Origin of the sequence: Streptomyces sp. NPDC101152 (assembly GCF_044768275.1) — a bacterium.
Taxonomy (GTDB): domain Bacteria; phylum Actinomycetota; class Actinomycetes; order Streptomycetales; family Streptomycetaceae; genus Streptomyces.
This window is the reverse complement of sequence record NZ_JBIWPO010000063.1, coordinates 1-26,310: the sequence shown is the minus strand read 5'-3', so window position 1 is coordinate 26,310 and position 26,310 is coordinate 1. Positions and strand designations below refer to the sequence as shown.

Annotated in this window: 26 protein-coding genes; 13 read left to right on the top strand and 13 right to left on the bottom strand. The window is 70.3% G+C overall.

Annotated elements, in window-relative coordinates; translation table 11 throughout:
• Positions 1–6: 6 nt before the first annotated feature.
• A complete protein-coding gene (locus ACIRVK_RS40535; protein WP_404256334.1) occupies positions 7–1,173 on the bottom strand; it encodes an HpcH/HpaI aldolase/citrate lyase family protein in 1,167 nt (388 codons plus the stop codon).
• A 187-nt stretch (positions 1,174–1,360) separates the two neighbouring features.
• Here ACIRVK_RS40535 and ACIRVK_RS40530 point away from each other — a divergent pair, with 187 nt between their 5' ends.
• Positions 1,361–2,164 (top strand): TerD family protein, encoded by an 804-nt coding sequence (locus ACIRVK_RS40530; protein WP_404256332.1) that lies wholly within the window; start codon positions 1,361–1,363, stop codon positions 2,162–2,164.
• A gap of 153 nt (positions 2,165–2,317) precedes the next feature.
• On the opposite strand, the gene ACIRVK_RS40525 is transcribed toward ACIRVK_RS40530, so the two are convergent.
• From ACIRVK_RS40525 to ACIRVK_RS40500, 6 genes are all read right to left on the bottom strand, one after another.
• Positions 2,318–3,049 carry a Tellurium resistance gene (locus tag ACIRVK_RS40525; protein ID WP_404256330.1) on the bottom strand — a complete coding sequence of 244 codons (732 nt, stop codon included), beginning with the start codon at positions 3,047–3,049 and terminating at the stop codon, positions 2,318–2,320.
• Positions 3,050–3,150: 101 nt separating this feature from the next.
• Positions 3,151–4,299: a DUF475 domain-containing protein gene (locus ACIRVK_RS40520; RefSeq protein ID WP_404256328.1), complete on the bottom strand. Its 1,149-nt coding sequence runs from the start codon at positions 4,297–4,299 to the stop codon at positions 3,151–3,153.
• Positions 4,300–4,420: 121 nt separating this feature from the next.
• Positions 4,421–4,996 carry a TerD family protein gene (locus tag ACIRVK_RS40515; protein WP_404256326.1) on the bottom strand — a complete coding sequence of 192 codons (576 nt, stop codon included), beginning with the start codon at positions 4,994–4,996 and terminating at the stop codon, positions 4,421–4,423.
• Positions 4,997–5,091: 95 nt separating this feature from the next.
• Entirely contained in the window at positions 5,092–5,667 is a 576-nt protein-coding gene (locus tag ACIRVK_RS40510) for a TerD family protein (RefSeq protein ID WP_404256324.1), read from the bottom strand.
• A gap of 113 nt (positions 5,668–5,780) precedes the next feature.
• Entirely contained in the window at positions 5,781–6,239 is a 459-nt protein-coding gene (locus ACIRVK_RS40505; RefSeq protein WP_404256322.1) for a peroxiredoxin, read from the bottom strand.
• Between the two features lie 107 nt (positions 6,240–6,346).
• A complete protein-coding gene (locus tag ACIRVK_RS40500; protein WP_133041255.1) occupies positions 6,347–6,778 on the bottom strand; it encodes a DUF3052 domain-containing protein in 432 nt (143 codons plus the stop codon).
• Between the two features lie 364 nt (positions 6,779–7,142).
• Between ACIRVK_RS40500 and aceE the strand changes: the two genes are divergently transcribed.
• The gene (gene aceE, locus ACIRVK_RS40495; protein ID WP_404256320.1) at positions 7,143–9,890 is read left to right on the top strand and encodes a pyruvate dehydrogenase (acetyl-transferring), homodimeric type; all 2,748 of its coding nucleotides are present in this window, start codon (positions 7,143–7,145) and stop codon (positions 9,888–9,890) included.
• A gap of 79 nt (positions 9,891–9,969) precedes the next feature.
• Complete coding sequence (locus ACIRVK_RS40490; protein WP_404256318.1) at positions 9,970–10,716, top strand: ion channel; 747 nt, start codon at positions 9,970–9,972, stop codon at positions 10,714–10,716.
• A gap of 395 nt (positions 10,717–11,111) precedes the next feature.
• Here ACIRVK_RS40490 and ACIRVK_RS40485 read toward each other — a convergent pair whose 3' ends face one another.
• Positions 11,112–11,420 carry a small hydrophobic protein gene (locus ACIRVK_RS40485; RefSeq protein ID WP_404256349.1) on the bottom strand — a complete coding sequence of 103 codons (309 nt, stop codon included), beginning with the start codon at positions 11,418–11,420 and terminating at the stop codon, positions 11,112–11,114.
• 235 nt (positions 11,421–11,655) lie between these two features.
• Positions 11,656–13,275, bottom strand: a complete 1,620-nt coding sequence (locus ACIRVK_RS40480; RefSeq protein WP_404256316.1) for an MFS transporter — start codon at positions 13,273–13,275, stop codon at positions 11,656–11,658.
• 67 nt (positions 13,276–13,342) lie between these two features.
• Between ACIRVK_RS40480 and ACIRVK_RS40475 the strand changes: the two genes are divergently transcribed.
• The 3 genes from ACIRVK_RS40475 (at position 13,343) to ACIRVK_RS40465 (ending at position 16,185) form a co-directional block, all read left to right on the top strand.
• Complete coding sequence (locus ACIRVK_RS40475; protein WP_404256314.1) at positions 13,343–13,969, top strand: TetR/AcrR family transcriptional regulator; 627 nt, start codon at positions 13,343–13,345, stop codon at positions 13,967–13,969.
• A gap of 92 nt (positions 13,970–14,061) precedes the next feature.
• Positions 14,062–15,279 carry an alpha/beta hydrolase gene (locus ACIRVK_RS40470; protein ID WP_404256312.1) on the top strand — a complete coding sequence of 406 codons (1,218 nt, stop codon included), beginning with the start codon at positions 14,062–14,064 and terminating at the stop codon, positions 15,277–15,279.
• Between the two features lie 57 nt (positions 15,280–15,336).
• The gene (locus ACIRVK_RS40465; RefSeq protein WP_404256310.1) at positions 15,337–16,185 is read left to right on the top strand and encodes a DUF4429 domain-containing protein; all 849 of its coding nucleotides are present in this window, start codon (positions 15,337–15,339) and stop codon (positions 16,183–16,185) included.
• A gap of 15 nt (positions 16,186–16,200) precedes the next feature.
• Here the strand turns inward: ACIRVK_RS40465 and ACIRVK_RS40460 are convergent, their stop codons facing one another.
• Positions 16,201–17,217 carry an aldo/keto reductase gene (locus tag ACIRVK_RS40460; RefSeq protein WP_404256308.1) on the bottom strand — a complete coding sequence of 339 codons (1,017 nt, stop codon included), beginning with the start codon at positions 17,215–17,217 and terminating at the stop codon, positions 16,201–16,203.
• Complete coding sequence (locus tag ACIRVK_RS40455) at positions 17,217–17,684, bottom strand: MerR family transcriptional regulator (RefSeq protein ID WP_404256306.1); 468 nt, start codon at positions 17,682–17,684, stop codon at positions 17,217–17,219. Before ACIRVK_RS40455 ends, ACIRVK_RS40460 begins: the two co-directional genes overlap by 1 nt.
• Positions 17,685–17,867: 183 nt before the next feature.
• On the opposite strand from ACIRVK_RS40455, the gene ACIRVK_RS40450 reads away from it, so the two are divergent.
• Positions 17,868–18,686, top strand: coding sequence for a serine hydrolase domain-containing protein (locus ACIRVK_RS40450; protein ID WP_404256304.1), 819 nt, complete (start codon positions 17,868–17,870; stop codon positions 18,684–18,686).
• On the opposite strand, the gene ACIRVK_RS40445 is transcribed toward ACIRVK_RS40450, so the two are convergent.
• A complete protein-coding gene (locus tag ACIRVK_RS40445; protein ID WP_404256347.1) occupies positions 18,683–19,339 on the bottom strand; it encodes a pirin family protein in 657 nt (218 codons plus the stop codon). The two genes, ACIRVK_RS40450 and ACIRVK_RS40445, sit on opposite strands and share 4 nt — an antisense overlap.
• 143 nt (positions 19,340–19,482) lie before the next feature.
• On the opposite strand from ACIRVK_RS40445, the gene fasR reads away from it, so the two are divergent.
• The 5 genes from fasR (at position 19,483) to fabF (ending at position 24,400) form a co-directional block, all read left to right on the top strand.
• Positions 19,483–20,688, top strand: a complete 1,206-nt coding sequence (fasR, locus tag ACIRVK_RS40440) for a fatty acid biosynthesis transcriptional regulator FasR (RefSeq protein WP_404256302.1) — start codon at positions 19,483–19,485, stop codon at positions 20,686–20,688.
• 89 nt (positions 20,689–20,777) lie between these two features.
• The gene (locus ACIRVK_RS40435; RefSeq protein ID WP_404256300.1) at positions 20,778–21,695 is read left to right on the top strand and encodes an ACP S-malonyltransferase; all 918 of its coding nucleotides are present in this window, start codon (positions 20,778–20,780) and stop codon (positions 21,693–21,695) included.
• A 22-nt stretch (positions 21,696–21,717) separates the two neighbouring features.
• Positions 21,718–22,716 carry a ketoacyl-ACP synthase III gene (locus ACIRVK_RS40430; protein ID WP_404256298.1) on the top strand — a complete coding sequence of 333 codons (999 nt, stop codon included), beginning with the start codon at positions 21,718–21,720 and terminating at the stop codon, positions 22,714–22,716.
• Positions 22,717–22,797: 81 nt separating this feature from the next.
• Entirely contained in the window at positions 22,798–23,046 is a 249-nt protein-coding gene (locus tag ACIRVK_RS40425) for an acyl carrier protein (RefSeq protein ID WP_015660680.1), read from the top strand.
• Between the two features lie 82 nt (positions 23,047–23,128).
• Positions 23,129–24,400, top strand: coding sequence for a beta-ketoacyl-ACP synthase II (gene fabF, locus ACIRVK_RS40420; protein ID WP_404256296.1), 1,272 nt, complete (start codon positions 23,129–23,131; stop codon positions 24,398–24,400).
• 171 nt (positions 24,401–24,571) lie between these two features.
• Here fabF and ACIRVK_RS40415 read toward each other — a convergent pair whose 3' ends face one another.
• Positions 24,572–25,066 carry a DUF3145 domain-containing protein gene (locus ACIRVK_RS40415; RefSeq protein WP_404256294.1) on the bottom strand — a complete coding sequence of 165 codons (495 nt, stop codon included), beginning with the start codon at positions 25,064–25,066 and terminating at the stop codon, positions 24,572–24,574.
• A 256-nt stretch (positions 25,067–25,322) separates the two neighbouring features.
• Here ACIRVK_RS40415 and ACIRVK_RS40410 point away from each other — a divergent pair, with 256 nt between their 5' ends.
• The gene (locus ACIRVK_RS40410) at positions 25,323–26,195 is read left to right on the top strand and encodes an SGNH/GDSL hydrolase family protein (RefSeq protein WP_404256292.1); all 873 of its coding nucleotides are present in this window, start codon (positions 25,323–25,325) and stop codon (positions 26,193–26,195) included.
• The last annotated feature ends 115 nt before the right edge of the window (positions 26,196–26,310 follow it).

Below are 26,310 nucleotides of genomic sequence, written 5' to 3'. Positions count from 1 at the left end.
TGAGGCTCAGCCGGGGATCCCCGCGGCGAGCAGGTCCACGAAGCTGACGTCCTCGCGCGCGACGCCGAACACCTCGGCCCGCAGCATGGTCCGCTCGGCCCAGGCGCGGTGCGGTTTCACCTCGTTCATCTTGTTCGTGTAGGCCGACCGCAGCACGCCCCCGCCGCCCCGCTCGGGTCGCAGGATGTCCGCGGCGTCGCTGAACTCCTCGTGGCTGACCACGGACAGCGCGTGCACGGGCAGGACGTGGGTGGGGTGGATGCAGGTCTTGCCCAGCAGGCCGTTGGCCTGGTCCAGGGAGATCTCCCGCAGCAGCCCGTCCATGGCGTGCTCAATCAGTTTCTCGCGCAGTTCGACGGCCTGCCCCTCGAGGAAGGGGCTGGTGCGCAGCTGCGGCTTGAACATGCGCTCCGGCACCCGGAAGTACTCCCACACCGGCCCGGTCACGGTGAACCCGGTGCCGTCGGCCCGCCCCAGCATGTTCACCACGTCGGCGATCACGGAGGCGACGATCTGGACGTCGTAGGCGGTCATGTCGGGGGCCCGGCGCAGGCCGTAGGAGGAGCAGAAGTCGGTGACGCCGAGGCGCAGGGCGAGCACCCGGTCGCGGTACTTGTCGACGGCGCGGGCGATGCCCTCCAGGGCCTCCACGCGCGACTCCCGGTACATCAGCTCCGGCGTCTCGAGGACCGGCATGCCGAACAGCCGGCGTCCGCTCGCGGCCTCGGCGACGGCGAGGGCCTCCAGGAACGGGATGCCGCGCTCCTCGGTGAACTTCGGGAACACGAATCCGGACAGCAGCCGGACGTCCGCGCCCAGGCGCGTCACGAGGTCGGGGATCTGCTCGGGCGTGCGCACGCGGATGAACAGCAGCGGGATGCGGTCGCTGTCCCGGCGCGCCAGGGCGGCGAACTGGCGGACGAGGTTCTCCTCCCCGGCCGGCACGTCCGCGTCGTCGATCGAGTCCTCCAGGCACAGCACCATCGAGACCACGCCGAGTTTGGCCTGCTTGACGATGTCGTCGGCGAGCCGCGGCCGGGTGGCCGGGCTGTAGAGCGTGGCTCCCAGGGCCGCGGCGAGCAGCCGGGCCGGGGAGTCCGTGCCGAACTCGCACGGCTCCTGATGGAAGAGGCGCTGCCGCACCTCAGGGGCGATGTGCCCGAAATGACGCATAAAACTCCCCCGTGGCGCAAGGTAAGGCCTGTGGATGGTGAGAACAGGTGGCCGGTAATAGTACGTACCGGCCCGTGTCAGGGGTTCCCGCAGGGCATGAATTTCTGGTAACGGCCGCGGACACACCCTTGGTGACGTGGTGCCCCCGCATTGTCGTGACCAGGACCGAGAGGGCAGGATGACCGGTATGACGCACGCGATGCTGAAGGGGTCGAACATCCCGCTCGAGGCCACGATGGTACGGGCCGTCCTGCGCTGGACGGCCGGGCCGGGTGTCCCGGATGTCGACGCCTCCGCACTGCTCCTCGGTCCCGACGGCCGGGTGCGCTCCGACGAGGACTTCGTCTTCTACAACCAGCCCCGGCACCCGTCGGGGAAGGTGAGGCGGCTCGGTATGAAGCGGGTCGCCGAGGGCCCCACCGATACGATCCAGACAGATCTGGCCGGTGTCGAGCCCGACGTCAGTCAGATTCTCCTGGTCGCTTCGGCGGACGACGTCACCTTCGACCGCGTACAGGGCCTGCGCATCCTGCTGTACGACGCCTCGGTCGCCGACGGTGAGCCGCTCGCGTACTTCGACATCACGCCCCAGACCGGCAAGGAGACGGCCCTGATCTGCGGTGAGCTCTACCGCCGCGACAAGGGCTGGAAGTTCCGCGCCCTCGGCGAGGGCTACTCCAACGGTCTCAAGGGTCTGGCCACGGACTTCGGCATCTCGGTGGACGAGTCCGACCCGGACGCGGCGGCCGCGCCGCAGCAGTCGGAGCCCGCCCGGCCGCTGCCTCCGGAACAGCCGACGTCCGTCCCCACCCAGCCGGCCTACGGCTACCCCGAGCCGGCCCCGACGACCCAGCCCGCCTACGGCTACCCCCAGCCGGCCCCGGCGACGGCGGGCGTCCAGTCCGGCTACGGTTACCCGCCGCCGGTGGCGACGCTCCCGAACCCGGACTTCCGGCTGCCGCCGCAGGGCCCGCAGTTCATCGGGCGCTAGGGCCTGTTGCGAAAGTGGCGTCGTCGCCCGCAGGGCGGCCGCGCGGCGTCGTGGGGCCCCCGCGCGAGGTGGTTCGAGCGTGGGGGAGCGGGCCGGGCATCGCGCGGCAGGCGCCACTTTCAAAACACCCCCTAGTGCCCTCGTGCAGCGGCGTCAGACCTTCGACTTGTAGCCGCGGCCCCACTGCAGGCCCCAGCCGTAGAGCCGGTCCAGTTCCGCCTGGAAGCCGTAGACGAACTTGACCTCCCGGCGGACGACCAGCTCGCCCTTCACGTTCTCGATCATCACGACCGCGCAGGACCGGGCCTGCGGATGGCGTTCGTCGAGGTGGATCTCGATGCGCGGTCCGTTGCTCGGGTAGAGCGTCACGATCGCGTGCGTGCGGTCGAAGGCCGGCGTCTGGTCGTAGATGTACACGAACACCAGCAGCCGCTTGATCTGGTCCCGGTGGTCGAGGTTGACGTAGATGTCCTCGCCGGACGCGGACCCGAACCGGTCGTCACCGCTGAGCTTGATGTACGGCGGCGCGTTGACGTCCCCGAGGTAGTTGCCGAGGGGCTGTACGACGCCCTTGGTGCCGTCCATCAGCTCGTACAGGCAGCCCAGGTCGAGGTCCACGTTGACCATGCTCTGGCTGTGCCCCATGACCTCCGGCGGCTTCAGCGCCTTGAAGGGGTGCCGCAGCAGGGACTCCCGCTGGGGGCCGCCTATGTCGGAGGTCCGCATCCGCCAGTTCAGGTTGACCCGCAGGTGGCCGGTCGCCGCCTGCTGCTTGGTGAGGGAGACCTGGCTGTGCCGTTTGGTCAGCTCGATGGAGTTGGTGGCCGCACTGCCGGAGTCGAACTCGGCGGCGCGCGAGCCCAGCAGACCGTCGAAGAAACCCATTCCCGCCCCCAGTTGCACCTGACATGCCCGACGGGGCGGCCGGCGCCCGGCCGCCCCGCACAGAGCGTTCCCCCAGAGCCTGTGTCATATCCCCGGGTGCGTCACACCCCGGACGAGACCTCAGACTTCTCGTCCGAGCCCGCCGCTTTTCCCTCGGCCGCGGCGAGCTTCTCGTTGCGGCGCACCGAGGACCAGAAGGACCAGCCGATCAGGACCACGCCGACGAGGCCGGTGATGACCTCGTTGATCTGGTACTGGATGGTGACCATGAGGAGCACGGCCAGCGCCCCGATCGCGTAGTGCGCGCCGTGCTCCAGGTAGACGTAGTCGTCGAGGGTGCCCTGGCGGACCAGGTACACGGTGAGCGAGCGGACGTACATGGCGCCGATGCCGAGACCGAGCGCCATCAGCACGATGTCGTTGGTGATGGCGAAAGCGCCGATCACGCCGTCGAAGGAGAAGGACGCGTCCAGGACCTCGAGGTAGAGGAACATGAAGAACGCGGCCTGGCCGGCGAGGACGACCGCCGGCTTCTTCCTGCCGGTGCGCTCGGCCTCTTCCTCCTCCTCGTGCTCGCGTTCCTCCTCGGCCTCCAACCGGTCCTCGAAGAAGCCGGACAGGCCGCCGACGACCATGTACGTGATCAGGCCGGCGATGCCGGCGATCAGCACGGTCTGCGCCTTGTCGGCGTGCGCGCCGCCGTGCTGGTGGGCGTGGGCGGCGAAGGTGAAGGAGGTGATGAGCAGGACGACCAGGGAGATGCAGACCGACAGCATGTCGACCTTGCCGAGCTTGGCCAGGGGACGCTCGATCCAGCGCAGCCACTGGATGTCCCGGTCCTCGAAGATGAAGTCGAGGAAGATCATCAGCAGGAACATGCCACCGAAGGCGGCGATCGCCGGGTGGGCGTCGGTCACCAGTTGCTGGTAGCGGTCCTTGTTGTTGAGGGCGAGGTCGACGGCCTCGACGGGCCCCATCTTGGCGGTGACGGCGACGATGACGACCGGGAAGACCAGCCGCATGCCGAAGACGGCGATGAGGACGCCGACCGTGAGGAAGATCTTCTGCCAGAAGGCGTTCATCTTCTTCAGGATTCCGGCGTTGACCACCGCGTTGTCGAACGACAGGGAGATCTCGAGGACGGCGAGGATCGCCACGATGCCGAAGGCCTCCCACCCCCCGTAGAAGACCGCCGCGACCAGGCCGACCGCGGTAATCGCGAACGACCAGCCGAAGGTTTTCAGAAGCACTGGCTACCCAATCCGTGTCTTGTACGGGTTTCCCCCGCTGCCGTACCCGGCTTTACCCACTGTTGACCACGGAGTGTAGAGGGAGAACCCCGGGCCCCGCACGGGTGGGGGCCGGTTCCCTTTACGAGACGTTGACCCCGAAGTCGAGGGCGATCCCGCGCAGGCCGGACGCGTACCCCTGGCCGACGGCCCGGAACTTCCACTCGCCCTGGTAGCGGTAGACCTCGCCGAAGATCATGGCCGTCTCCGTGCTGGCGTCCTCGCTGAGGTCGTACCGGGCGAGTTCCTGGCCGTCGGCCTGGTTCACCACGCGGATGAAGGCGTTGGAGACCTGGCCGAAGGTCTGGCCGCGCTCGTCGGCGAGATGGATCGAGACCGGGAAGACGATCTTGTCGCAGCGCTCGGGCACCCTGGCCAGGTCGACCAGGATCGACTCGTCGTCGCCCTCGCCCTCACCGGTGAGGTTGTCACCGGTGTGCTCGACCGAGCCGTCCGGGCTCTTGAGCTGGTTGTAGAAGACGAACCACTCGTCGCCCAGCACCCGCCCGCCGGCGCACAGCAGCGCGCTGGCGTCGAGGTCGAAGGGGGCTCCGGTGGTGGAGCGCGCGTCCCAGCCGAGGCCGATCATCACCTGCGTGAGGTTCGGCGCGGCCTTGGACAGGGAGACATTGCCCCCCTTGGCGAGTGTGACGCCCATGATGCTGGTCCCTCCCCGAGACGGTGCTTCACTGCTTGTCCTGCGCTCCCGGCGCCGCGCACAAACCGCGCGGCGCCGGGAGCTCGAGGCAACTCTCAGACGTTGACGCCGAAGTCCTGGGCGATGCCGCGCAGGCCGGAGGCGTAGCCCTGGCCGATGGCGCGGAACTTCCACTCCGTGCCGTTGCGGTACAGCTCACCGAAGACCATGGCGGTCTCCGTGGACGCGTCCTCGCTGAGGTCGTAGCGGGCGATCTCCGCCCCGCCGGCCTGGTTGACGACGCGGATGAACGCGTTGCGGACCTGGCCGAAGGACTGCTGGCGGTTCTCGGCGTCGTAGATCGAGACCGGGAAGACGATCTTCTCGATGTCGGCCGGGACGCCCGCGAGGTTGACCTTGATGACCTCGTCGTCACCCTCGCCCTCGCCGGTGAGGTTGTCACCGGTGTGCTCGACCGAGCCGTCGGGGCTCTTGAGGTTGTTGAAGAAGACGAAGTGCTGGTCGCTGGCGACCTTGCCGGAGTTGTTCAGCAGCAGCGCGCTGGCGTCGAGGTCGAAGTCGGTGCCGGTCGTCGTACGGACGTCCCAGCCCAGACCGACGAGCACCGCGGTCAGGCCCGGGGCCTCCTTCGTCAGCGATACGTTGCCGCCCTTGCTGAGGCTGACTCCCACGAGTCCTCCATTGGGTTCCAGGGGCGGGGCGCCCCGCCATGCGTTTGATACCGGATCAACGAGTCGATCCTAGTGACGGGTTCCCGCCCCACGCATGGCATGGAGACGAAGAATCACAGGGTGTCGAGCGCCTTCACGTACGCGTTCAGGTCACGGGCGTCGGGCAGCGCGTTCACGACGGTCCAGCGGACCACGCCCTCCTTGTCGATGACGAAGGTGCCGCGCACCGCACAGCCCTTGTCCTCGGCGAAGACGCCGAAGGCGCGGGAGACCTCGCCGTGCGGCCAGAAGTCGCTCAGCAGCGGGTACTCCAGGCCCTCCTGCTCGGCGAAGACGCGCAGGGTGTGGATGGAGTCGTTGGAGACGGCGAGCACCTGGGTGTCGCGGTCGGCGAACTTCGGCAGGTTGTCGCGCACCTCGCACAGTTCGCCGGTGCACACGCCGGTGAATGCGAAGGGGTAGAAGAGCAGGACCACGTTCTTCTCGCCACGGAAGTCGGAGAGCCGCACGGTGGCGCCGTGGTTGTCCTTGAGCTCGAAGTCGGGGGCCTTTTCGCCGACCTGGATCGCCATCGAAGTACGTCCTTCTCGGTGGGGCTGTTCGGGTGGCACCCACCCTACGCAGCGCCCCCGGAGGGCGGACGGACGGGCCGGGGAGTCCCGGCCCGTCCGTCTCGGGGCTACTTCTTGGACTTGGCCGCCTTGGGCGTCACCAGCCGGCTGCCGCTCCAGTCCTTGCCCACGCTGACGCTCTTGGAGGCCGACAGCCCCGCCGTCGTCGCGGCTTCGGAGATGTCGCTCGGTTCGACGTAGCCGTCCCGTCCGGTCTTCGGCGTGAGGAGCAGGATCGACCCGCCTTCCTCGATGTACGTGGTGGCGTCCACCAGCGCATCCGTCAGGTCGCCGTCGTCGTCGCGGAACCAGAGCACCACGGCATCGGCGACGTCGTCGTAGTCCTCGTCCACCAGGTCGCTGCCGATGACTTCCTCAATGGCCTCGCGGAGTTCCTGGTCTACGTCGTCGTCGTAGCCGATCTCCTGGACCACCTGCTCGGGCTGGAACCCCAGCCTCACGGCAGGGCTCGTCTCCGCGTGGTCCGCGGTCGCGCTCACGGGTTGCCTCCTGATCTTGTCTTTGGGTATCTCTCAGCCACGCGCGTGCGCGAGGCGTTGGCCGTAGTCCACACGGGCGGGACGGATCGCGCAAGTACCCGGCCGTTCAGACCGCCGAAACGGTGACGTTCCCGGCCGTGTCGCCGCAACTCCAGGCACGTCGCCGACGACGGCCGTGACCCACACCACACCGTTGTGCCCGCTTTGCGGCATTGGGAACCCGGGACAGGTGATGCGGATGCCGGTTACCCCTCAGTAGAGATGACGTTTGCTTTTCCGAGGTACACGATGGGGAACGGTGCAGGCATACCGAAATGCAGCTGAAAAGCAGACCTCAGCAGCCCTCTGACAGGTAAGGAACAGCGTGGCTTCCGGATCCGATCGCAACCCGATCATCATTGGCGGCCTTCCGAGTCAGGTTCCTGACTTCGATCCCGAGGAAACCCAGGAGTGGCTCGACTCCCTCGACGCCGCCGTGGACGAGCGCGGCCGGGAGCGGGCCCGCTACCTGATGCTGCGGCTGATCGAGCGGGCCCGCGAGAAGCGCGTGGCCGTGCCCGAGATGCGCAGCACGGACTACGTGAACACCATCCCCACCAGGGCCGAGCCGTTCTTCCCCGGCAACGAGGAGATCGAGCGCAAGATCCTCAACGCCACCCGCTGGAACGCCGCAGTGATGGTCTCCCGCGCCCAGCGCCCCGGCATCGGCGTCGGCGGCCACATCGCCACCTTCGCCTCCTCCGCGTCCCTCTACGACGTCGGCTTCAACCACTTCTTCCGGGGCAAGGACGACGGGCTCGGCGGCGACCAGGTCTTCTTCCAGGGCCACGCCTCCCCCGGCATCTACGCGCGCGCGTACCTGCTCGACCGGCTCAGCGAGGCGCAGCTGGACGGGTTCCGCCAGGAGAAGTCGAAGGCCCCCAACGGCCTGTCCTCCTACCCGCACCCGCGCTCGATGCCGGACTTCTGGGAGTTCCCGACGGTGTCGATGGGCCTCGGCCCGATCGGCGCGATCTTCCAGGCGCGGATGAACCGCTACATGCACGCGCGCGGGATCGCCGACACCTCGAAGTCGCAGGTGTGGGCGTTCCTCGGCGACGGCGAGATGGACGAGCCGGAGTCGCTGGGCCAGCTGTCCATCGCCGCCCGCGAGGGCCTGGACAACCTGACCTTCGTCGTCAACTGCAACCTGCAGCGCCTGGACGGCCCGGTGCGCGGCAACGGCAAGATCATCCAGGAGCTGGAGTCGGTCTTCCGGGGCGCCGGCTGGAACGTCATCAAGCTGATCTGGGACCGCACCTGGGACCCGCTGCTCGCCCAGGACCGCGACGGCATCCTCGTCAACAAGATGAACACCACGCCGGACGGCCAGTTCCAGACGTACGCCACCGAGTCCGGCGGGTACATCCGCGAGCACTTCTTCGGCGACGACCAGCGGCTGCGCGCGATGGTCGAGAACATGACCGACGACCAGATCCTGCACCTGGGTCGCGGCGGCCACGACCACCGCAAGATCTACGCGGCGTTCAAGGCGGCCACCGAGCACAAGGGCCAGCCCACGGTGATCCTCGCGAAGACCATCAAGGGCTGGACGCTCGGCCCCAACTTCGAGGGCCGCAACGCCACGCACCAGATGAAGAAGCTGACGGTCGACGACCTCAAGCGCTTCCGGGACCGGCTGCACCTGCCGATCTCCGACAAGGAGCTGGAGTCCGGCGCGCCGCCGTACTACCACCCGGGCCGGAACTCGGAAGAGATCCAGTACATGCACGACCAGCGCAAGCAGTGCGGCGGGTACGTCCCGACGCGCGTCGTGCGCTCCAAGCCGCTCGCGCTGCCGGACGACAAGGTGTACGCGAGTGTGAAGAAGGGCTCGGGCCAGCAGTCGATCGCGACGACCATGGCCTTCGTCCGTCTCCTCAAGGACCTCATGCGGGACAAGGAGCTCGGGCGCCGCTTCGTGCTGATCGCGCCGGACGAGTACCGCACGTTCGGCATGGACTCCTTCTTCCCGAGCGCGAAGATCTACAACCCGCTCGGCCAGCAGTACGAGGCGGTGGACCGCGACCTGCTCCTCGCGTACAAGGAGTCGCCGACCGGCCAGATGCTGCACGACGGCATCTCCGAGGCCGGCTGCACCGCCTCCCTCATCGCGGCGGGCTCGGCCTACGCCACGCACGGCGAACCGCTGATCCCGGTGTACGTCTTCTACTCGATGTTCGGTTTCCAGCGCACCGGTGACCAGTTCTGGCAGATGGCCGACCAGCTGGCGCGCGGATTCGTGCTGGGCGCGACCGCCGGTCGTACGACCCTGACCGGTGAGGGCCTGCAGCACGCGGACGGCCACTCTCAGCTGCTCGCCTCGACGAACCCGGCGTGCGTCGCGTACGACCCGGCGTACTCGTACGAGATCGCGTACATCGTGCAGGACGGGCTGCGGCGGATGTACGGGGGCTCGGAGGAGCATCCGCACGGCGAGGACGTCTTCTACTACCTCACCGTGTACAACGAGCCCATCCAGCACCCGGCCGAGCCGGCCGACGTGGACGTCGAGGGCATCCTCAAGGGCATCCACCGGCTGTCCGAGGGCACCTCGGGGTCGATCCCGGCGCAGGTCATCGCGTCCGGTGTGGCCGTCCCGTGGGCCGTCGAGGCGCAGAAGATCCTCGCCGAGGAGTGGAACGTCAAGGCGGACGTGTGGTCGGCGACCTCCTGGAACGAGCTGCGGCGCGAGGCCGTGGCGGTGGAGGAGCACAACCTGCTGCATCCCGAGGAGGAGCAGCGCACGCCGTACGTGACGCAGAAGCTGTCGGGGGCGCAGGGGCCGTTCGTGGCGGTGTCCGACTGGATGCGGTCGGTGCCGGACCAGATCGCGCGCTGGGTGCCGGGGACGTACCAGTCGCTGGGCGCCGACGGGTTCGGCTTCGCCGACACGCGGGGGGCGGCGCGCCGCTTCTTCCACATCGACGCCCAGTCGATCGTGGTGGCGGTGCTGACGGAGCTGGCGAAGGAGGGGAAGGTGGACCGGTCGGTGCTGAAGCAGGCGATCGACCGGTACCAGTTGCTGGACGCGTCGGCCGCGGATCCCGGGGCGGCGGGCGGGGACGCCTAGCCCTGGCCCTGGGCCGGTGAGACGAAGGGCGGCGGGGCTGTGGTCCCGCCGCCCTTGACGGTTTCTTTACGATGCGGGCATGGATCAAGAAACGGCGCAGGCGCGCTGGGAGCACCTCACCCAGCGGCCGCTGCTGGCCCTCGCCCTGGTGTTCGCCGTCGCGTACGCCGTGCCGATCGTGGACCACTCGGCGGGGCATCTGCTGACCCAGATCTGCACCGTGGTCGAGTGGGTGGTGTGGGGGGCCTTCGCCACGGACTATCTGACGCGGCTGGCTCTCGCCCGGCACCGCAAGGAGTTCGTGCGCCGGCACTGGATAGACCTGTGCGCGGTCGTCCTGCCGATCCTGCAGCCGCTGCGGCTGCTGCGGCTGCTGCGCATGGTCGCGACGCTGGCGCTGGTGGAGCGGCGGGCACGGATGGCCAACCGGATCAGGCTGACAACGTACGTCGGCGGGGCGGTCGTCGGGCTGCTGATGTTCGGCTCGCTGGCCGTCCTGTCGGTCGAGCGCGAGGCTCCGAACGGGAACATCCGGACGCTGGGTGACGCCCTGTGGTGGTCCTTCACCACGATGACGACCGTCGGGTACGGCGACCACGCGCCCACCACCGGCCTGGGCCGAATGATCGCCGTCGGACTGATGCTCTCCGGCATCGCCCTGCTGGGTGTGGTCACGGCGAACATCGCCGCCTGGTTCCTGGCCCGCGTCGAGAAGGACGACGCCGAGGAACAACGCCAGACGGAGGCCATCGCGGCCCTCACCGAGGAGGTCCGAGCCCTGAGAGCAGAAATCGCGGCCCTACGGGAACCGTCCGGCAGACCGTGACACGAGGCTCGCCCCTGTCACCCAGCCTCGCGGCACCACGCCAACGGCCCGACACACCGCACCGGAGACCTCCCGGACCGACTGCCCGCCCCACAGCGGCCCGCCGCCCGGCAGACCGGCACAGGGTGGGACCCGGTCCGCCTGCCGGGGGCTCTTCCCTGACGGCGAAACCCGCCCCGCGCACCCCGCACAATTGCGGCACCCCGTCCATCCACCGGGCTCTTCCCTCGCGTGCGCTTGCGTCGGCGGAGCCGCCCCGCGCACCCGCGCAAGGGGCGGCCTCCCGGTCCCTTCACCAGGGGCTTCCTCCCGCGCCCTGGCATCGCCGCACCGCACCCGCGCAAGGGCGGACCCCCGGTCCATCCGCCGGGGGTCCTTCCCTCACTCGCCCCGGGTCAGAACAGACCGTTGCCCGGGGTGGCCGCTCCGGCCAGCCACACGATGGCCAGGAGCGTGTCGATGGCGCCCAGGACGAAGGCGACCAGGGCCGGGACCGGGCGGCTGCCCGCCCAACTGCGGCCCATGGCGAGCCAACCGCACACGACCGCCACGGGGCCGAGGATGATCCCCAGCACGAAGAACCCAGCGATCGCGCAGATGACTCCGATGATTCCCAGCGTCGCGCGATCCGGCCCGGTCCGTGACCACGTCCGGCCACGTGAGCGGGGGTACCTGCGCGTTCCGTGTCCGTAGCCCGCCATCATCAACTCCCTGAACCCCGGGGTCGGTTCGGGGTTCAATGAAGCGGGTACCCCCCGTGCGCGGGCTAATCATCCCCCAGGTTTCCCGGGCTGCCGGCGCGCTGTCCCCCTCCGGCAGCGCGCCGCAGCACCGGTCACCCTCTCCGGAGGGCTTGACCCAGTGTGACCTGCGGCGCGCACCGGGTGCGAGGAATCTTCAGCCTCTTCACCCTGATAGGCGAAGTCGGTTGAGATTCCGTCAGATGTGGCCGACGCCCGCGCCCGCCTCCGCGTTCGCGCCGCGTTTGGTGAACAGCGCTACGAAGACCGCGACCACCGCGACACCGCAGGCCACGAGGGACGCCAGACTCATGCCGGAGATGAAGGTGTCGTGCGCGACAGACGTGATCTTCGCGACGACCGCCTCCGGCGTGCCCTTGGCGACCGGCGCCACACCGACCTGAACGGCCTCGGAGGCCTGGTGCAGTTGGGCCGGGGTGAGCGGCGGCAGGCCCGCGTCCTTCCAGTTGCCCGCGAGGTCGCCGTCGACCTTGGAGGCCATGACGGCGCCCAGCACCGCCGTACCGAGGCTGCCGCCGATCTGCATCGCCGCCTGCTGGAGACCACCGGCCACACCGGACAGCTCCATGGGCGCGTTGCCGACGATGACCTCCGTGGCGCCGACCATGACCGGCGCGAGGCCGAGGCCGAGGAGGGCGAACCAGAGGGACATCACCGCGCTGCTGGTGTCCACCTTCAGCGTCGACATGCCGTACATGGCGATCGCGGTGGCCGCCATGCCGCCGGCCAGCGGGACGCGCGGGCCCAGCTTGGTGATCATCGCGCCCGCGAGCGGCGAGCCGACGATCATCATCCCGGTGAGCGGGAGCAGATGGAGACCGGCGTCGATCGGCTTCATACCGTGCACGTTCTGCAGGTAGAACGTCACGAAGAACAGGCCGCCCATGAAGGCGATGGCCATCAGGACCATCAGGACGACGCCCGCGGAGAGCGGGACCGAGCGGAACAGGCCCAGGGGGATGAGGGGTTCCTTGACCTTCGTCTCCCAGAAGGAGAAGAGGGCGAAGCCGACGACCGAGGCGGCTATGAACGTCCAGGTCTTGGTGTCGCCCCAGCCCCAGGCCGGCGCTTTGATCAGGGCCCACACCAGGCAGAACATGGCGCCCGACAGCAGCACGATGCCGAGGATGTCGAAGGAGCGCGGCGCGTTCTCCGCGCGGTGGTCCAGCAGGATCAGCAGGCCGAGGAGCAGCGCGGTCGCGCCGACCGGCACGTTGATGAAGAACACCGACTGCCAGTTGACGTGCTCGACGAGCACCCCGCCGAGGATCGGGCCGCCGGCGGTGGAGGCGCCGATGACCATGCCCCAGATGCCGATGGCCATGTTGAGCTTCTCGGCCGGGAAGGTGGCCCGCAGCAGGCCGAGCGCGGCCGGCATCAGCAGGGCGCCGAACAGGCCCTGCAGCACGCGGAAGGTGACCACCGCGGCGATGCTGTTCGACAGGCCGATGGCACCGGAGGCGGCGGCGAAGCCGGTCACGCCGATGAGGAAGGTCTGGCGGTGGCCGAAGCGGTCACCGAGCTTGCCCGCGGTGATCAGGGAGACCGCGAGGGCGAGGAAGTACCCGTTGGTGATCCACTGGACGTCCGCGAAGCTGGCGCCCAGGTCCTTCTGGATGGCCGGGTTGGCGATGGCCACGATGGTGCCGTCGAGGGCCACCATCATCACCCCGACCGCGACCGTGATGAGAGTGAACCAGGGATGGCCGCGCAGTCCGGAGGAGGACGGCGACCCGGCAGACGGGGTCTCTGGCGCCTTGCCCCCCGACCCCGTCGTGTCGATGGTCTGACTAGTCATGTGTTCGAGGCTAATGGCAGCCACTGACAGTTGACGAACCAATTCAGAAGTCGGTAACTGACACCTCATGGAAACACTGCGCGAACGCAAGAAGCAGCGCACCCGGGACGCCCTGCTGAGGGCCGCCGTCGAGCTGTTCACCACCCGCGGCTACGAGGGCACGACCGTCGACGACATCGCCGAGGCCGTCGACGTCTCCCAGCGCACCTTCTTCCGCTACTTCGCCGGCAAGGAGGAGGCCGCGCTCGCCCTGGAGGCGCTGGTGGTGGAGCGGTTCGTGGCGGCGGTGCGCGAGCGGCCGGCCGCGGAGGCGCCGCTGGAGGCGCTGCGGCAGGCGGTGCTGGAGGGCTGGGACACCCTCCACGAGGTCATCGAGGAGGTCGTACCGGTCGAGCTGTATCTGCGGCTGTGCCGGGTGGTCGAGTCGACGCCGGTGCTGCTGGCCGCGCATCTGCGGCGCAGCCTGGAGATCGAGGACACCCTCGCGCGCGTGCTCGCCGAGCGGGAGGGCGTGGACATGGACGCCGATCCCCGGCCGCGGCTCGCGGTCGCCGTGTTCGGCGGGGTGATGAGGGTCACCGAGCGGCAGTGGAGCGCGGGCGAGGACATGAGTGTGGAGTCGATGCGCGCGTTGACGAACGCGTACCTCGAACAGGTGGGTCCGGCACTCACCGAGAACTGGCGTGCACGCTGAGACACGCTGAGGTCAACGTGGCGTTTATCGAAACGTGATACCCGTCACTCAGCTCACGCGAGACCCTCTCGTTCTCCTAGTGTGTCCTCCCAGTGACTTCCTTCGACACCTCCCCGCAACTGAACGTCTGGCGCGCCCTGCTCGCCCTGTCGGTCGTGTTCGTGATGCTCGCGACCACCGGCTGGACGGCTCTGCGCAGCCACGGCGTACAGACTCCGCTGCAGGCCTCGCTCTCCTCCTGGGAGCACGGCAGGCTGCGCGGACACCCTCTGCCGGACCCCGACGCGGCCCCCGCGCGGCTGTCCCGCTTCTTCGCCACGCTCACCGCGGCGGAGCGCGCCGCGCTCGCCCACCGCTACCCGCTCGCGGTCGGCAACATGAACGGCGCCCCCGTCGCCCTGCGCTACCGGGCCAACCGGCTCGCGCTCGGGCGGCAGCGCGCGGTCGAGCTGAAACGCATGCACGACCCGCGCCTGACGCCCGTCGGGCAGCAGGACGCGGGCCGCCGTATGCACCGCTACGAGCAGCTGATGAGCTCGGGCCGGCAGATCCTCGCCTTCGACCCCGCAGCCTCCGGGCGGGTCGCCGAGGTCATCGGCGACCTGCAGAGCGCCCAGCGGGTGTCGGTCGTCGTCCCCGGTGTCGACACCGACCTGCTCACCTTCCAGAGGACCAACCGCGAGTACTCCGCGCCGGTCGGCATGGCCCAGTCGCTGTACGCGGCCGAGCGGTCGGCGAGCCCCGCCACGCGGACGGCGGTGATCGCCTGGGCCGACTACACGGCACCGGCCGGACTCGGCATCGAGTCGGCGACGGGCGTGCGCGCCGCGGAGGGCGCGCTCCGGCTGAACGCCCTGCTGCGCGCCCTGCCCGGCCGCGCCCCGGTGTCGCTGTTCTGCCACAGCTACGGCTCGGTGGTGTGCGGGGTCGCCGCGCACCTGCTGCCGCGCCGGGTGGCCGACATAGCGGTGGCCGGGAGCCCGGGGATGCGGGTCGAGAAGGCCGCCCACCTGCACACCTGGGCCCGGGTGTGGGCGATGCGGGACGCCACGGACTGGATCCAGGACGTGCCCTACCTCGAGCTCGGCGGGCTGGGCCACGGGGCGGACCCGGTGTCCGCCGCGTTCGGGTCGCGGGTGCTGTCGGCGCGGGGCGCCAAGGGGCACGGCGGCTACTTCGAACCGGGCACGGAGAGCCTGCTGAACTTCGCGGAGATCGGGGTCGGCGCGTACCGGTCGGTGCACTGCGCCCGCGACGATGACGCGTGCCGCATGGGTTTGTCCGGTACGGCGACGGCCGGACGCGCGTAGCACCGCAGGAACTGCGGTCCGCGCGGGGTGGCGACGAGGGAGCGGGTCGCGCATACGATGAGCCGCATGGGTGACGTACTGGCCGGATTTCATGCCGCCTGGGAGTTCGAGTCCGACTCCGTGCTCATCCGTTACGAGCGGGGGCTGCGAACACCCAGGCTCTTCCAGGCACTGGGGGAACGGCGGGTTCCGCTGGAGGCGCTGTCGGGTGTCACGCTGAGCCCGGGCAGACGGGGCGCGGTCGTGCTGCGCGCCGAGCTGCGGCCCGGGGCCGACCCGCTCCTCGAGGCGGCCGCGGGACAGCTGCCCGAGGCGTGCGACCCGTACCGCTTGGTGCTGCCCAGCGAGCGCGAGACCCTCGCCGAGTACTACGCCGACGAACTGAAGTCCGCGCTGAGCGGCGAGGACGGCCCGGCCGACCGTTACCTGGTGGCCGCTCCCGAAGCGCCCCGGCAGTTCAAGGCGTACGACGCGAAGGCGTCCTTCGACGGCCGGACGGTGAACTTCCGCTGGTTCTGGACGGGCGCGTCCTCGGCCAAGTGGAAGGCGGGCGACCAACGCTTTCCGGTCGCCGAGCTGAACGGGGTCGAGTGGCGCTCGCCCGAGGCCTTCGAGGGCCATCTGCGGCTGCTGCGGCGCGAGGGGACGGCGCCCGCGCAGCCGGACCAGGATCCGGCCGCCGTGGTGTTCGGGCTGGGCTACGGGCCCGTGCACGAGTCGCTGCCGTTCGCGGCGGCCGTCCTTGCGGCGATACGCACCTGCGGGCCGGTGCCGTCGGTACCGGCCCGGCGCGATCCCGCCGACATCGCGGAGCGCATCCGTCACCTGGGGGAACTGCACCAGGCGGGGCTGGTGACGGACGCGGAGTTCTCCACGAAGAAGGCGGAACTGCTGGCGGAGCTGTGAGCAGCCCCGGGCCGGCTACTCCCGGCCGGCGGACGTGAACGTCATGTCCGCGTACCGGTCGCCCGCCACCTTCGCCGCGATCGGCTCCAGCAGGGACAGCTCGTCCTCGGTTAGTTCGATGGTCGCCGCCCGCGCGTTCTCCTCCACCCGGCCCGGCTTGCGGGTGCCGGGGATGGGGACCACCGGGAGGCCGTGCACCGCCGCCTGCTGCTGGACCCAGGCGAGCGCCACCTGCGCCGGGGACGCGCCATGGGCCTGGGCGACCGCGCGGACCGGCTCCAGGAGAGCGGCGTTGGCGGCCGCGTTCTCGCCGGTGAAGCGGGGCTGCTGACGGCGGAAGTCGTCGGCGGTCAGCTCCTTGTCGGGGTCGGTGAAGGACCCGGTGAGGAAGCCGCGGCCGAGCGGCGAGTAAGGGACGAGGGCGACTCCCAGTTCCCGGGCGGCCGGCACCACGTGGGATTCGATGTCCCGGCTGAACAGCGACCACTCCGACTGCACGGCGGCGATCGGGTGCACGGCGTGCGCGGCGCGCAGCTCGTCCGCGGTGACCTCGCTGAGCCCGAGGTGCTTCACCTTGCCCTCGCGCACCAGCTCCGCCATGGTGCCGACGCTCTCCTCGATCGGCACGGCCACGTCGCGCCGGTGCATGTAGTAGAGGTCGATGACGTCGACGTCGAGACGCCTCAGGCTCGCCTCGACGGCCTGGCGGATGTAGGGCGGGTCGTTGCGGATGATCCGGCGGGTGGGGTCCTCCGGCGGGATGGACAGGGCGAACTTGGTCGCGACGACGACCTGGTCGCGGTTGGCCTTGAAGAAGGGCGCGAGGAACTTCTCGTTCTCGCCCATGCCGTACGCGTCGGCGGTGTCGTACAGGGTGACGCCCAGCTCCAGGGACCGTTCCAGGGTGGCCCTGGACTCCTTCGCGTCGGAGGGGCCGTAGGCGAAGCTCATGCCCATGCAGCCGAGGCCCTGGACGCCGACCTCGGGGCCGGTGTCGCCGAGGCGCGCGGTCGGGATCCTGCTGTCGGTCATCACACCTTCTCGGATTCGTGGGCGCGGGCGCGGTCCGCGTCCGCGTAGAAACTGATCTTCCGGTCAAGCACCGCGAGGGTGTCCTGGAGTTCGGCGATCCGGGCGAGCACGTCCCGCCGGGTCGCCTCCAGCAGCTCGAACCGCGCGCCGAAGGTGTGGTCGCCCTCGCGCACCAGCTCGGCGTACCGCACCATGTCGGCGACCGGCATGCCGGTGAGCCGGAGCTTGCCGACGAGGTCCAGCCAGTCCAGGTCACGGTTGCTGTAGCGACGCTGCCCGGTGTGGGAACGGTCGACGTGCGGCATCAGGCCGATGCGCTCGTACCAGCGCAGGGTGTGCGCGGTCAGCCCGGTGAAGGCGACGACCTCGCTGATGGTGTAGCTGTCCTGGCCTTCCGGCCGCCGATGGGGGTGGGGCGGGGCGCCGCAGACGTCGGTCCTGGTAGGGGTGGTCTCCATCACCGTCATGGCCTCAACGCTATGACCTTGGAGTGCACTCCAAGCAAGCGGAACCGGCAAGAAACAGCCCCGCGGCCCGACCCTGCTGGAAGTATGCACGCGCCGTCGGCTTAGGGGTCGTTGCACTATGAGCGCCCGATCAGGCCGCGCGACCCGGGCGGGCATAGTGCAACGATCCCTTAGGCTCCTCGCATGTCCTTGCAGAGCCTCGCGCTGATCGAGAACTGGCCGGTTCCCACCGCCGCCGCGGGTGCGGTACGGGCCGACGGGACGCTGCTCGGCACCCACGGCCCGGTCGACCGGCGTTTCCCCCTGGCCTCGGTGACCAAGCCGCTCGCGGCCTACGCGGCCCTCGTCGCGTACGAGGAGGGGGCGATCGAGTTCGACGAGCCGGCCGGGCCGCCCGGTTCGACCGTCCGTCACCTGCTCGCCCACACCTCGGGGCTGGCCTTCGACGAGCACCGGGTGACGGCCCCGCCCGGCGAGCGCCGCCTGTACTCCAACGCCGGCTTCGAGCAGCTCGGCGACCACGTCGCGAAGGCGACGGACATCCCTTTCGCGGAGTACCTGCGGCAGGCGGTGCTGGAGCCGCTGGGCATGACGTCCACGTCGCTGGAGGGCTCCCCCGCGAAGGACGGCGTCTCCACGGTGGCGGACCTGCTGCGCTTCGCCGCCGAGATCCAGGCGCCGCGCCTCCTCGACCCCCGTACGGTCGCCGAGGCGATGACGGTCCAGTACCCGGGCACCAAGGGCGTGCTGCCCGGCTACGGCCACCAGAACCCCAACGACTGGGGCCTCGGCTTCGAGATCCGCGACTCCAAGTCCCCGCACTGGACCGGCGGTTCGTCCTCACCCCGCACCTTCGGACACTTCGGCCAGTCGGGTACGTTCCTGTGGATCGACCCGGACGCGGGGCTGGCCTGCGTCGCGCTGACCGACCGGGCCTTCGGACCCTGGGCGGTGGAGGCGTGGCCGCCGTTCACGGACGCCCTGCTGGCGGAGATTCGTTAACCCGCCGCCATCTCCCACATCAGCAGCTCGGCCCGCGTCACCCCGACCGCCTCCAGGTCCTTGGCGTCCGTGACGCGGGCCGCGTCGCCCGCGTCCAGCGTCTCGTCGCCGAGCAGCACCTCGCCGCGCACCACGTGGACGTAGACGAACGGCGCGTCCGGCACCGCCGTCCGCTCCCCCGCCCCCAGCCGCCGTACGTGCAGCATCGCGGCCGCCTCCGGGACGGCGTAGGGCGTGGAGTCGGCGATGCCGTGGACGATCTCGTAGGCGGGCTCGCCGCCCGGCTCCAGCGGGGCCAGCCACATCTGCACGAAGGTCAGCGGCGCCGTGCCGTCGTTGCGCTCCACGTGCCGCACGCCCGCCGCCGCGCTCAGCCGCTGGACGTCCCCGGGGCGGACCGTCGTCTCGTGGCCGCGGGAGTCGCGGTGGGTGAGCTCGCCCTCGACCACCCAGGTCACGATCTCCGTGTGGCTGTGCGGGTGTTCGTCGAAGCCGGCGCCGGGCGCCAGGCGCTCCTCGTTGCAGGCGATGACCGCGCCGAACCGCAGGTTGTCGGGCTCGTAGTGCGGCCCGAAGGAGAAGGCGTGCCACGACTCGATGCCGGCCGCCGCATCGCCCCCGGGATAGCGCTCCGCAGCGCGCCGTACGTCCATCACGGACCCCACGGTAGCCCTGCCGGGCCGACGGCAAGGGCACGCCGACGCACCCGGTGCCGACGTGCCTCTGGAGGCGACCGACCCGTCAAGCGCAACCCCGGCGGCGCACGGGCCCGTCCCGATAAGGCAGTCTTGTCCCCGTGCCCGAACCCGAAACCAGCAAGCCCGATGCCGTCCGGTCCGACGTCCATCCGCACGCGGCGACCCTGAAGCGGCTGGAGCAGTCCTCCGGGAGTCTCGCCGCGCAGGCCATCGCGCGGATGGACGAGTCGCTGCCGTGGTACCGGGCGATGCCCCCGGAGAACCGTTCCTGGATCGGGCTGGTCGCGCAGGCCGGTATCGCCGCGTTCACTGAGTGGTTCCGGCATCCGGACGCCCCGCAGGCCATCTCGACGGACGTGTTCGGGACCGCGCCGCGCGAGCTGACCCGGGCGATCACGCTGCGGCAGACCGTGGAGATGGTGCGGACGACCATCGAGGTCATGGAGTCCGCGATCGACGAGGTGGCGGCGCCCGGTGACGAGAGCGTGCTGCGCGAGGCGCTGCTCGTGTACGCCCGGGAGATCGCCTTCGCCACCGCCCAGGTCTACGCCCAGGCCGCCGAGGCACGCGGTGCCTGGGACGCCCGCCTGGAGTCGCTGGTGGTCAACGCCGTGCTCAGCGGGGAGGCCGACGAGGGGGCCGTCAGCAGGGCCGCCGCCCTCGGGTGGAACTCGCCGGAGCATGTGTGTGTCGTGCTCGGCACCGCCCCGGACGGGGACTCCGAGCTGACCGTGGAGGCGATCCGCCGGGCCGCCCGGCACGCCAAGCTCCAGGTGCTGACGGGCGTGCTGGGCGACCGGCTCGTCGTGATCGCCGGCGGCAGCGACAACCCGCTCGGCGTCGCCAAGTCGCTGATCGGCCCTTATGCGGCCGGACCCGTGGTCGCGGGGCCCGTCGTGCCCGATCTGCTGGCCGCCACCCGGTCCGCGCAGGCCGCCGCCGCCGGGCTCAAGGCATGTTCCGCCTGGCAGGACGCCCCGCGGCCGGTCCTGTCGGACGATCTGCTTCCGGAACGCGCCATAGCCGGTGATCCCGGTGCTCGTGAGCAGTTGGTGGAGGAGATCTACAGACCGCTGGAGGAGGCCGGCTCGGCTCTGCTGGAGACGCTCTCCGTCTATCTCGAACAGGCGAGCAGCCTCGAAGGCGCGGCCCGGATGCTCTTCGTTCACCCGAACACCGTGCGCTACCGGCTCCGACGTGTGACTGACGTCACCGGCTGGTCACCCTCTGATGTACGCTCCGCGTTCACGCTGCGCATCGCGCTGATCCTGGGGCGTCTGGCCGATGGAGATCCAGCGGCCTAGTCTTTTGTCGGAGCTCCACAAAACCCCTCCGTGTTCTTCGTCCTTGTCCCCACGGGCGGCCCGGGCCGCCCTCAAGAGAGAGTGTGAGAGTGCTCGTACTCGTCGCTCCCGGCCAGGGCGCCCAGACGCCCGGCTTCCTGACTCCCTGGCTCGAACTGCCCGGTGCCGCAGACCGCGTCGCCGGCTGGTCGGACGCCATCGGACTGGACCTCGCCCACTACGGCACGAAGGCCGACGCGGAGGAGATCCGCGACACCGCCGTGGCCCAGCCGCTACTGGTCGCGGCCGGCATCCTGTCCGCCGCGGCACTCGGTGACGTCGTCCCCGGCGCCGTCGCGGGCCACTCCGTCGGTGAGATCACCGCCGCCTCCTTCGCGGGCGTCCTGGACGACGCCGCCGCGCTGACCCTGGTCCGCAAGCGCGGGCTGGCCATGGCGGAGGCCGCCGCGATCACCGAGACCGGCATGTCGGCGCTGCTCGGCGGCGACCCCGAGGTGTCGGTCGCGCACCTGGAGAAGCTCGGCCTGACCCCGGCGAACGTGAACGGCGCGGGCCAGATCGTCGCGGCGGGCACGCTGGAGCAGCTCGCCGTGCTCAACGAGGACAAGCCCGAGGGCGTCCGCAAGGTCGTCCCGCTGAAGGTCGCGGGCGCCTTCCACACGCACCACATGGCCCCCGCGGTCGACGCGCTGGCGCAGGCCGCCGCCGACCTCACCCCGGCCGACCCCAAGGTCACCTACGTCTCCAACAAGGACGGGCAGGCCGTCGCCACCGGCGCCGAGGTGCTGCAGCGGCTGGTCGGGCAGGTCGCCAACCCGGTCCGCTGGGACCTGTGCATGGAGACCTTCAAGGAGCTCGGCGCGACCGCGATCATCGAGGTCTCCCCCGGCGGCACCCTCGTCGGCCTCGCCAAGCGCGCGCTGCCGGGCGTGAAGACGCTCGCGCTGAAGACCCCCGACGACCTCGACGCGGCCCGCGAGCTCCTCGCTGAGCACGCCCAAGCCTGACGCCCTAAGGAGCCGTACGAACATGTCGAAGATCAAGCCCAGCAAGGGCGCCCCGTACGCGCGCATCCTCGGGGTCGGCGGCTACCGTCCCACCCGGGTCGTGCCGAACGAGGTGATCCTCGAGACGATCGACTCCTCCGACGAGTGGATCCGTTCGCGCTCCGGCATCCAGACCCGGCACTGGGCGAACGACGAGGAGACCGTCGCCGCCATGTCGATCGAGGCGTCGGGGAAGGCCATCGCGGACGCGGGCATCTCCGCCGAGCAGATCGGCGGCGTGATCGTCTCGACCGTCTCGCACTTCAAGCAGACCCCGGCCGTGGCGACGGAGATCGCCGACAAGCTCGGCACGGACAAGGCCGCCGCCTTCGACATCTCGGCGGGCTGCGCGGGCTTCGGTTACGGCCTGACCCTCGCCAAGGGCATGATCGTCGAGGGCAGCGCGGAGTACGTCCTCGTCATCGGCGTCGAGCGGCTGTCCGACCTGACCGACCTGGAGGACCGGGCCACGGCCTTCCTGTTCGGGGACGGCGCGGGCGCGGTCGTGGTGGGCCCGGCCACCGAGCCGGGGATCGGCCCGACCGTCTGGGGCTCCGAGGGCGACAAGTCGGAGACCATCAAGCAGACCGTGCCGTGGACCGAGTACGACAGCACCACGGGCAAGTTCCCTGCCATCACGCAGGAGGGCCAGGCGGTGTTCCGCTGGGCCGTGTTCGAGATGGCGAAGGTCGCCCAGCAGGCGCTGGACGCGGCCGGGATCACCGCGAACGACCTGGACGTCTTCATCCCCCACCAGGCCAACGAGCGGATCATCGACTCGATGGTGAAGACGCTGAAACTGCCGGAGCACGTCACGGTCGCGCGGGACGTACGCACCACCGGCAACACCTCGGCCGCCTCGATTCCGCTCGCGATGGAGCGGCTTCTGGCGACCGGTGAGGCGAAGAGCGGCGACACCGCGCTCGTCATCGGCTTCGGGGCGGGTCTCGTCTACGCCGCGACTGTCGTTACCCTCCCCTAGGCACTCCGTGCCGGATCACGAACGGTCCGGGGACGGAGAGCACTGCCAAACCCTCTGGATCACAAAGAAGGAGCGCCTGACATGGCCGCCACTCAGGAAGAGATCGTCGCCGGTCTCGCCGACATCGTGAACGAGATCGCCGGCATCCCGGTTGAGGACGTCCAGCTGGACAAGTCCTTCACCGACGACCTGGACGTCGACTCGCTGTCCATGGTCGAGGTCGTCGTCGCCGCCGAAGAGCGCTTCGACGTCAAGATCCCGGACGAGGACGTGAAGAACCTCAAGACCGTCGGCGACGCGACCGACTACATCCTCAAGCACCAGGCCTGAACCACCGCTTAGGCCCGGCTGCATGGCCCCGCCACCCGGCGGTGGCGCCGCTGAATCCCGATCCGTTGGAGAAAGAATTCCCGTGAGCCCGACCAATCGCACCGTGGTCGTCACCGGTATCGGCGCAACCACACCGCTGGGTGGCGACGCAGCCTCTACCTGGGAGGGCCTGATCGCCGGCAAGTCCGGCGTGAAGCCCCTGGAGCAGGAGTGGGCCGCCGACCAGGCGGTCCGCATCGCGGCGCCCGTCGCCGTGGAACCCACCGAGGTCATCCCCCGGCCGCAGGCCCGACGCCTGGACCGCTCGGCGCAGTTCGCGCTGGTCGCCGCCAAGGAGGCCTGGGCGGACGCCGGTTTCGAGGGCAAGGCCGGTGAGGACCCCAACGTCGACCCCGACCGGCTCGGCGCCGTCATCGCCTCCGGCATCGGCGGCGTGACCACCCTCCTCGACCAGTACGACGTGCTGAAGGAGAAGGGCGTACGCCGCGTCTCCCCGCACACCGTCCCCATGCTCATGCCGAACGGCCCCTCGGCCAACGTCGGCCTGCTCGTGGGCGCCCGGGCGGGTGTGCACACGCCGGTCTCCGCGTGTGCCTCGGGCGCCGAGGCCATCGGCTACGCCATCGAGATGATCCGCACCGGCCGGGCCGACGTGGTCGTCGCGGGCGGCACCGAGGCGGCCATCCACCCGCTGCCCATCGCCGCGTTCGGCAACATGATGGCGATGTCCAAGAACAACGAGAACCCCGAGGCCGCCTCGCGTCCCTACGACGTCGCCCGGGACGGCTTCGTCCTCGGCGAGGGCGCCGGCGTGATCGTCCTGGAGTCCGCCGAGCACGCCGCGAAGCGCGGGGCCCGGGTGTACGCCGAGGCGGTCGGCCAGGGCATCTCCGCCGACGCCCACGACATCGTGCAGCCGGAGCCGGAGGGGCGGGGCATCTCCGCCGCGCTGCAGCACCTGATGGAGCGCACCGACCTGGACCCGGCGGAGATCGTGCACGTCAACGCGCACGCGACGTCGACGCCGGCCGGTGACATCGCGGAGCTGAAGGCGCTGCGCAAGGTGTTCGGGGACGACGCCGACCACATGGCGGTCTCCGCCACGAAGTCGATGACCGGTCACCTGCTGGGTGGCGCGGGCGGCATCGAGTCGGTGGCGACCGTGCTGGCCCTGTACCACCGGGTGGCTCCGCCGACCATCAACGTCGACAACCTCGACCCGGAGGCCGAGGCCAACGCGGACGTGGTGCGGGGTGAGGCCCGGAAGCTGCCCGTGGAGGGCCGTATCGCCGCGCTGAACGACTCGTTCGGCTTCGGCGGGCACAACGTCGTTCTGGCGTTCCGGACGGTCTGAGAGCGCCGTTGGCTGGAAATGGCCCGGTCTCCATGGGGAGGTCGGGCCATTCGCCGTTGATGGTTCTGTTGTCGGCCGGGTGCGGGCCGGTGGGGGCTTGTCGCGCCCCGCGGCGGAGCCGCAAATGAATACAGCCCCGCGCCCCTTCAGGGCGTTGGTCCTCAGGTCGGCTCAGACGACCTGGTGCAGCCACCGCACTGGAGCGCCCTCGCCCGCGTAGCGGAACGGCTCCAGTTCGTCGTCCCAGGGCTTGCCCAGGAGTTTGGCGATCTCGGCCTCCAGGTCGGTCTCGTCGCGCTGGGACCTGGTGAGGGCCGCCCTGAGGCGGTCCTCGGGGATCAGGATGTCGCCGTGGATGCCGGTGACCGCGTGGAAGATGCCGAGCTCGGGGGTGCAGCTGTAGCGCTCGCCCTCCGCGGTGGCGCACGGCTCGGCCGTCACCTCGAAGCGCAGCAGGTGCCAGCCGCGCAGCGCGGAGGCCAGTTTGGAGGCGGTGCCCGGCTCGGCCTGCCAGGAGAACTCCGAGCGCCAGGTGCCGGGCGCGGCGGGCTGCCGGATCCAGTCGAGGTTGACGCGCGTGCCGAGCACCCCGGCGACGGCCCACTCGACGTGCGGGCACAGCGCGCGCGGCGCGGAGTGCACGTACAGAACTCCACGTGTCGTCACCGGGACCTCCGGGCAGAGCAGGACATCTTGCGGACGGCGGGCGGCCGTGGCCGGGCAGCCACGTTGATGGCGAGGCTACCGTGCGGCGGCGCATGGAGTGTGACGTACCGTCGGTCCCGATGCGCCGAAACGCCCGCCATTCACCCGGCAGGACGCTTGTCCGGGTGTGAACCGTTGCATGCTGCCGGAATCGGGAACTCCCGCGCGTTGTCATGAGGGGGACCTCCCGTACGTCGACCGAGGGGAACAGCAGCGGATGCGCAAGCCGAGCCACCGTTCACGGGCCGTGCTCGCCGTCACGGCGGCGGCCGTCCTGGGCGTCGCCGGCTGCGACGCCGTCGGTGGGAACGCGGCCGCGCCCACCCGCGCGAAACCGGCGCCCCTGTGGGACGTGAGCCCCGGTTCCGTGGCGGCGGTGGGCGACTCCATCACCCGCGGCTTCGACGCCTGCGCGGTGCTGACGGACTGTCCGGAGGTGTCCTGGGCGACCGGCAGCGACACCAAGGTCGACAGTCTCGCCGTACGCCTGCTGGGGACGGCGCGGGCGGCCGAGCGGAGCTGGAACTACGCGGTGACCGGCGCGCGGATGGCGGACCTGGCCGGTCAGCTGGCGCAGGCGGCGGCGCGCAAGCCGCAGCTGGTGACGGTGATGGTGGGGGCCAACGACGCCTGCCGGAACTCCACGTCGGCGATGACGCCGGTCGCCGACTTCCGCGCCAGGTTCGAGGACGCCCTCGCCGGCCTGCGCGAGCGGCTGCCGAAGGCGCAGGTGTACGTGGCGAGCGTGCCCAACCTGAAGCGGCTGTGGTCCGAGGGCCGCACCAATGCGCTGGGCAAGCAGATCTGGAAGCTCGGCATCTGCCCGTCGATGCTGGGCGACGCGGACGCGGTGGACTCGGCGGCGACGGTACGGCGGGACACGGTGCAGAAGCGGGTCGAGGACTACAACAAGGTGCTGCGGGAGGTGTGCGCCAAGGACCGCCGCTGCCGGTTCGACGGGAACGCGGTGTACGACTACCGCTTCGGGACGGACCAGTTGAGCCACTGGGACTGGTTCCACCCGAGCGTCGACGGCCAGGCCCGCCTGGCGGAGATCGCGTACCGCACCGTCACCGCCCGCCACACGTGACGCGCAGTCACACCCGTGACCTAGTAGCTTGTTGCGGCTTATTTTCGCTGTGTGGTTGGGTAGAGGTGGCGTAGTTTCACGCGTGCGTCGTCGGTGGTGAAGTGCCAGTGGACTT

Coding starts and splice junctions, on each gene's coding strand:
- ACIRVK_RS40535 (WP_404256334.1), bottom strand. CDS start 1,173: ATGCGTCATTTCGGGCACATCGCCCCTGAGGTGCGGCAGCGCCTCTTC.
- ACIRVK_RS40530 (WP_404256332.1), top strand. CDS start 1,361: ATGACGCACGCGATGCTGAAGGGGTCGAACATCCCGCTCGAGGCCACG.
- ACIRVK_RS40525 (WP_404256330.1), bottom strand. CDS start 3,049: ATGGGTTTCTTCGACGGTCTGCTGGGCTCGCGCGCCGCCGAGTTCGAC.
- ACIRVK_RS40515 (WP_404256326.1), bottom strand. CDS start 4,996: ATGGGCGTCACACTCGCCAAGGGGGGCAATGTCTCCCTGTCCAAGGCC.
- ACIRVK_RS40505 (WP_404256322.1), bottom strand. CDS start 6,239: ATGGCGATCCAGGTCGGCGAAAAGGCCCCCGACTTCGAGCTCAAGGAC.
- ACIRVK_RS40490 (WP_404256318.1), top strand. CDS start 9,970: ATGGATCAAGAAACGGCGCAGGCGCGCTGGGAGCACCTCACCCAGCGG.
- ACIRVK_RS40485 (WP_404256349.1), bottom strand. CDS start 11,420: ATGATGGCGGGCTACGGACACGGAACGCGCAGGTACCCCCGCTCACGT.
- ACIRVK_RS40480 (WP_404256316.1), bottom strand. CDS start 13,275: ATGACTAGTCAGACCATCGACACGACGGGGTCGGGGGGCAAGGCGCCA.
- ACIRVK_RS40475 (WP_404256314.1), top strand. CDS start 13,343: ATGGAAACACTGCGCGAACGCAAGAAGCAGCGCACCCGGGACGCCCTG.
- ACIRVK_RS40465 (WP_404256310.1), top strand. CDS start 15,337: ATGAGCCGCATGGGTGACGTACTGGCCGGATTTCATGCCGCCTGGGAG.
- ACIRVK_RS40460 (WP_404256308.1), bottom strand. CDS start 17,217: ATGACCGACAGCAGGATCCCGACCGCGCGCCTCGGCGACACCGGCCCC.
- ACIRVK_RS40455 (WP_404256306.1), bottom strand. CDS start 17,684: ATGACGGTGATGGAGACCACCCCTACCAGGACCGACGTCTGCGGCGCC.
- ACIRVK_RS40450 (WP_404256304.1), top strand. CDS start 17,868: ATGTCCTTGCAGAGCCTCGCGCTGATCGAGAACTGGCCGGTTCCCACC.
- ACIRVK_RS40445 (WP_404256347.1), bottom strand. CDS start 19,339: ATGGACGTACGGCGCGCTGCGGAGCGCTATCCCGGGGGCGATGCGGCG.
- ACIRVK_RS40430 (WP_404256298.1), top strand. CDS start 21,718: ATGTCGAAGATCAAGCCCAGCAAGGGCGCCCCGTACGCGCGCATCCTC.
- ACIRVK_RS40425 (WP_015660680.1), top strand. CDS start 22,798: ATGGCCGCCACTCAGGAAGAGATCGTCGCCGGTCTCGCCGACATCGTG.
- ACIRVK_RS40410 (WP_404256292.1), top strand. CDS start 25,323: ATGCGCAAGCCGAGCCACCGTTCACGGGCCGTGCTCGCCGTCACGGCG.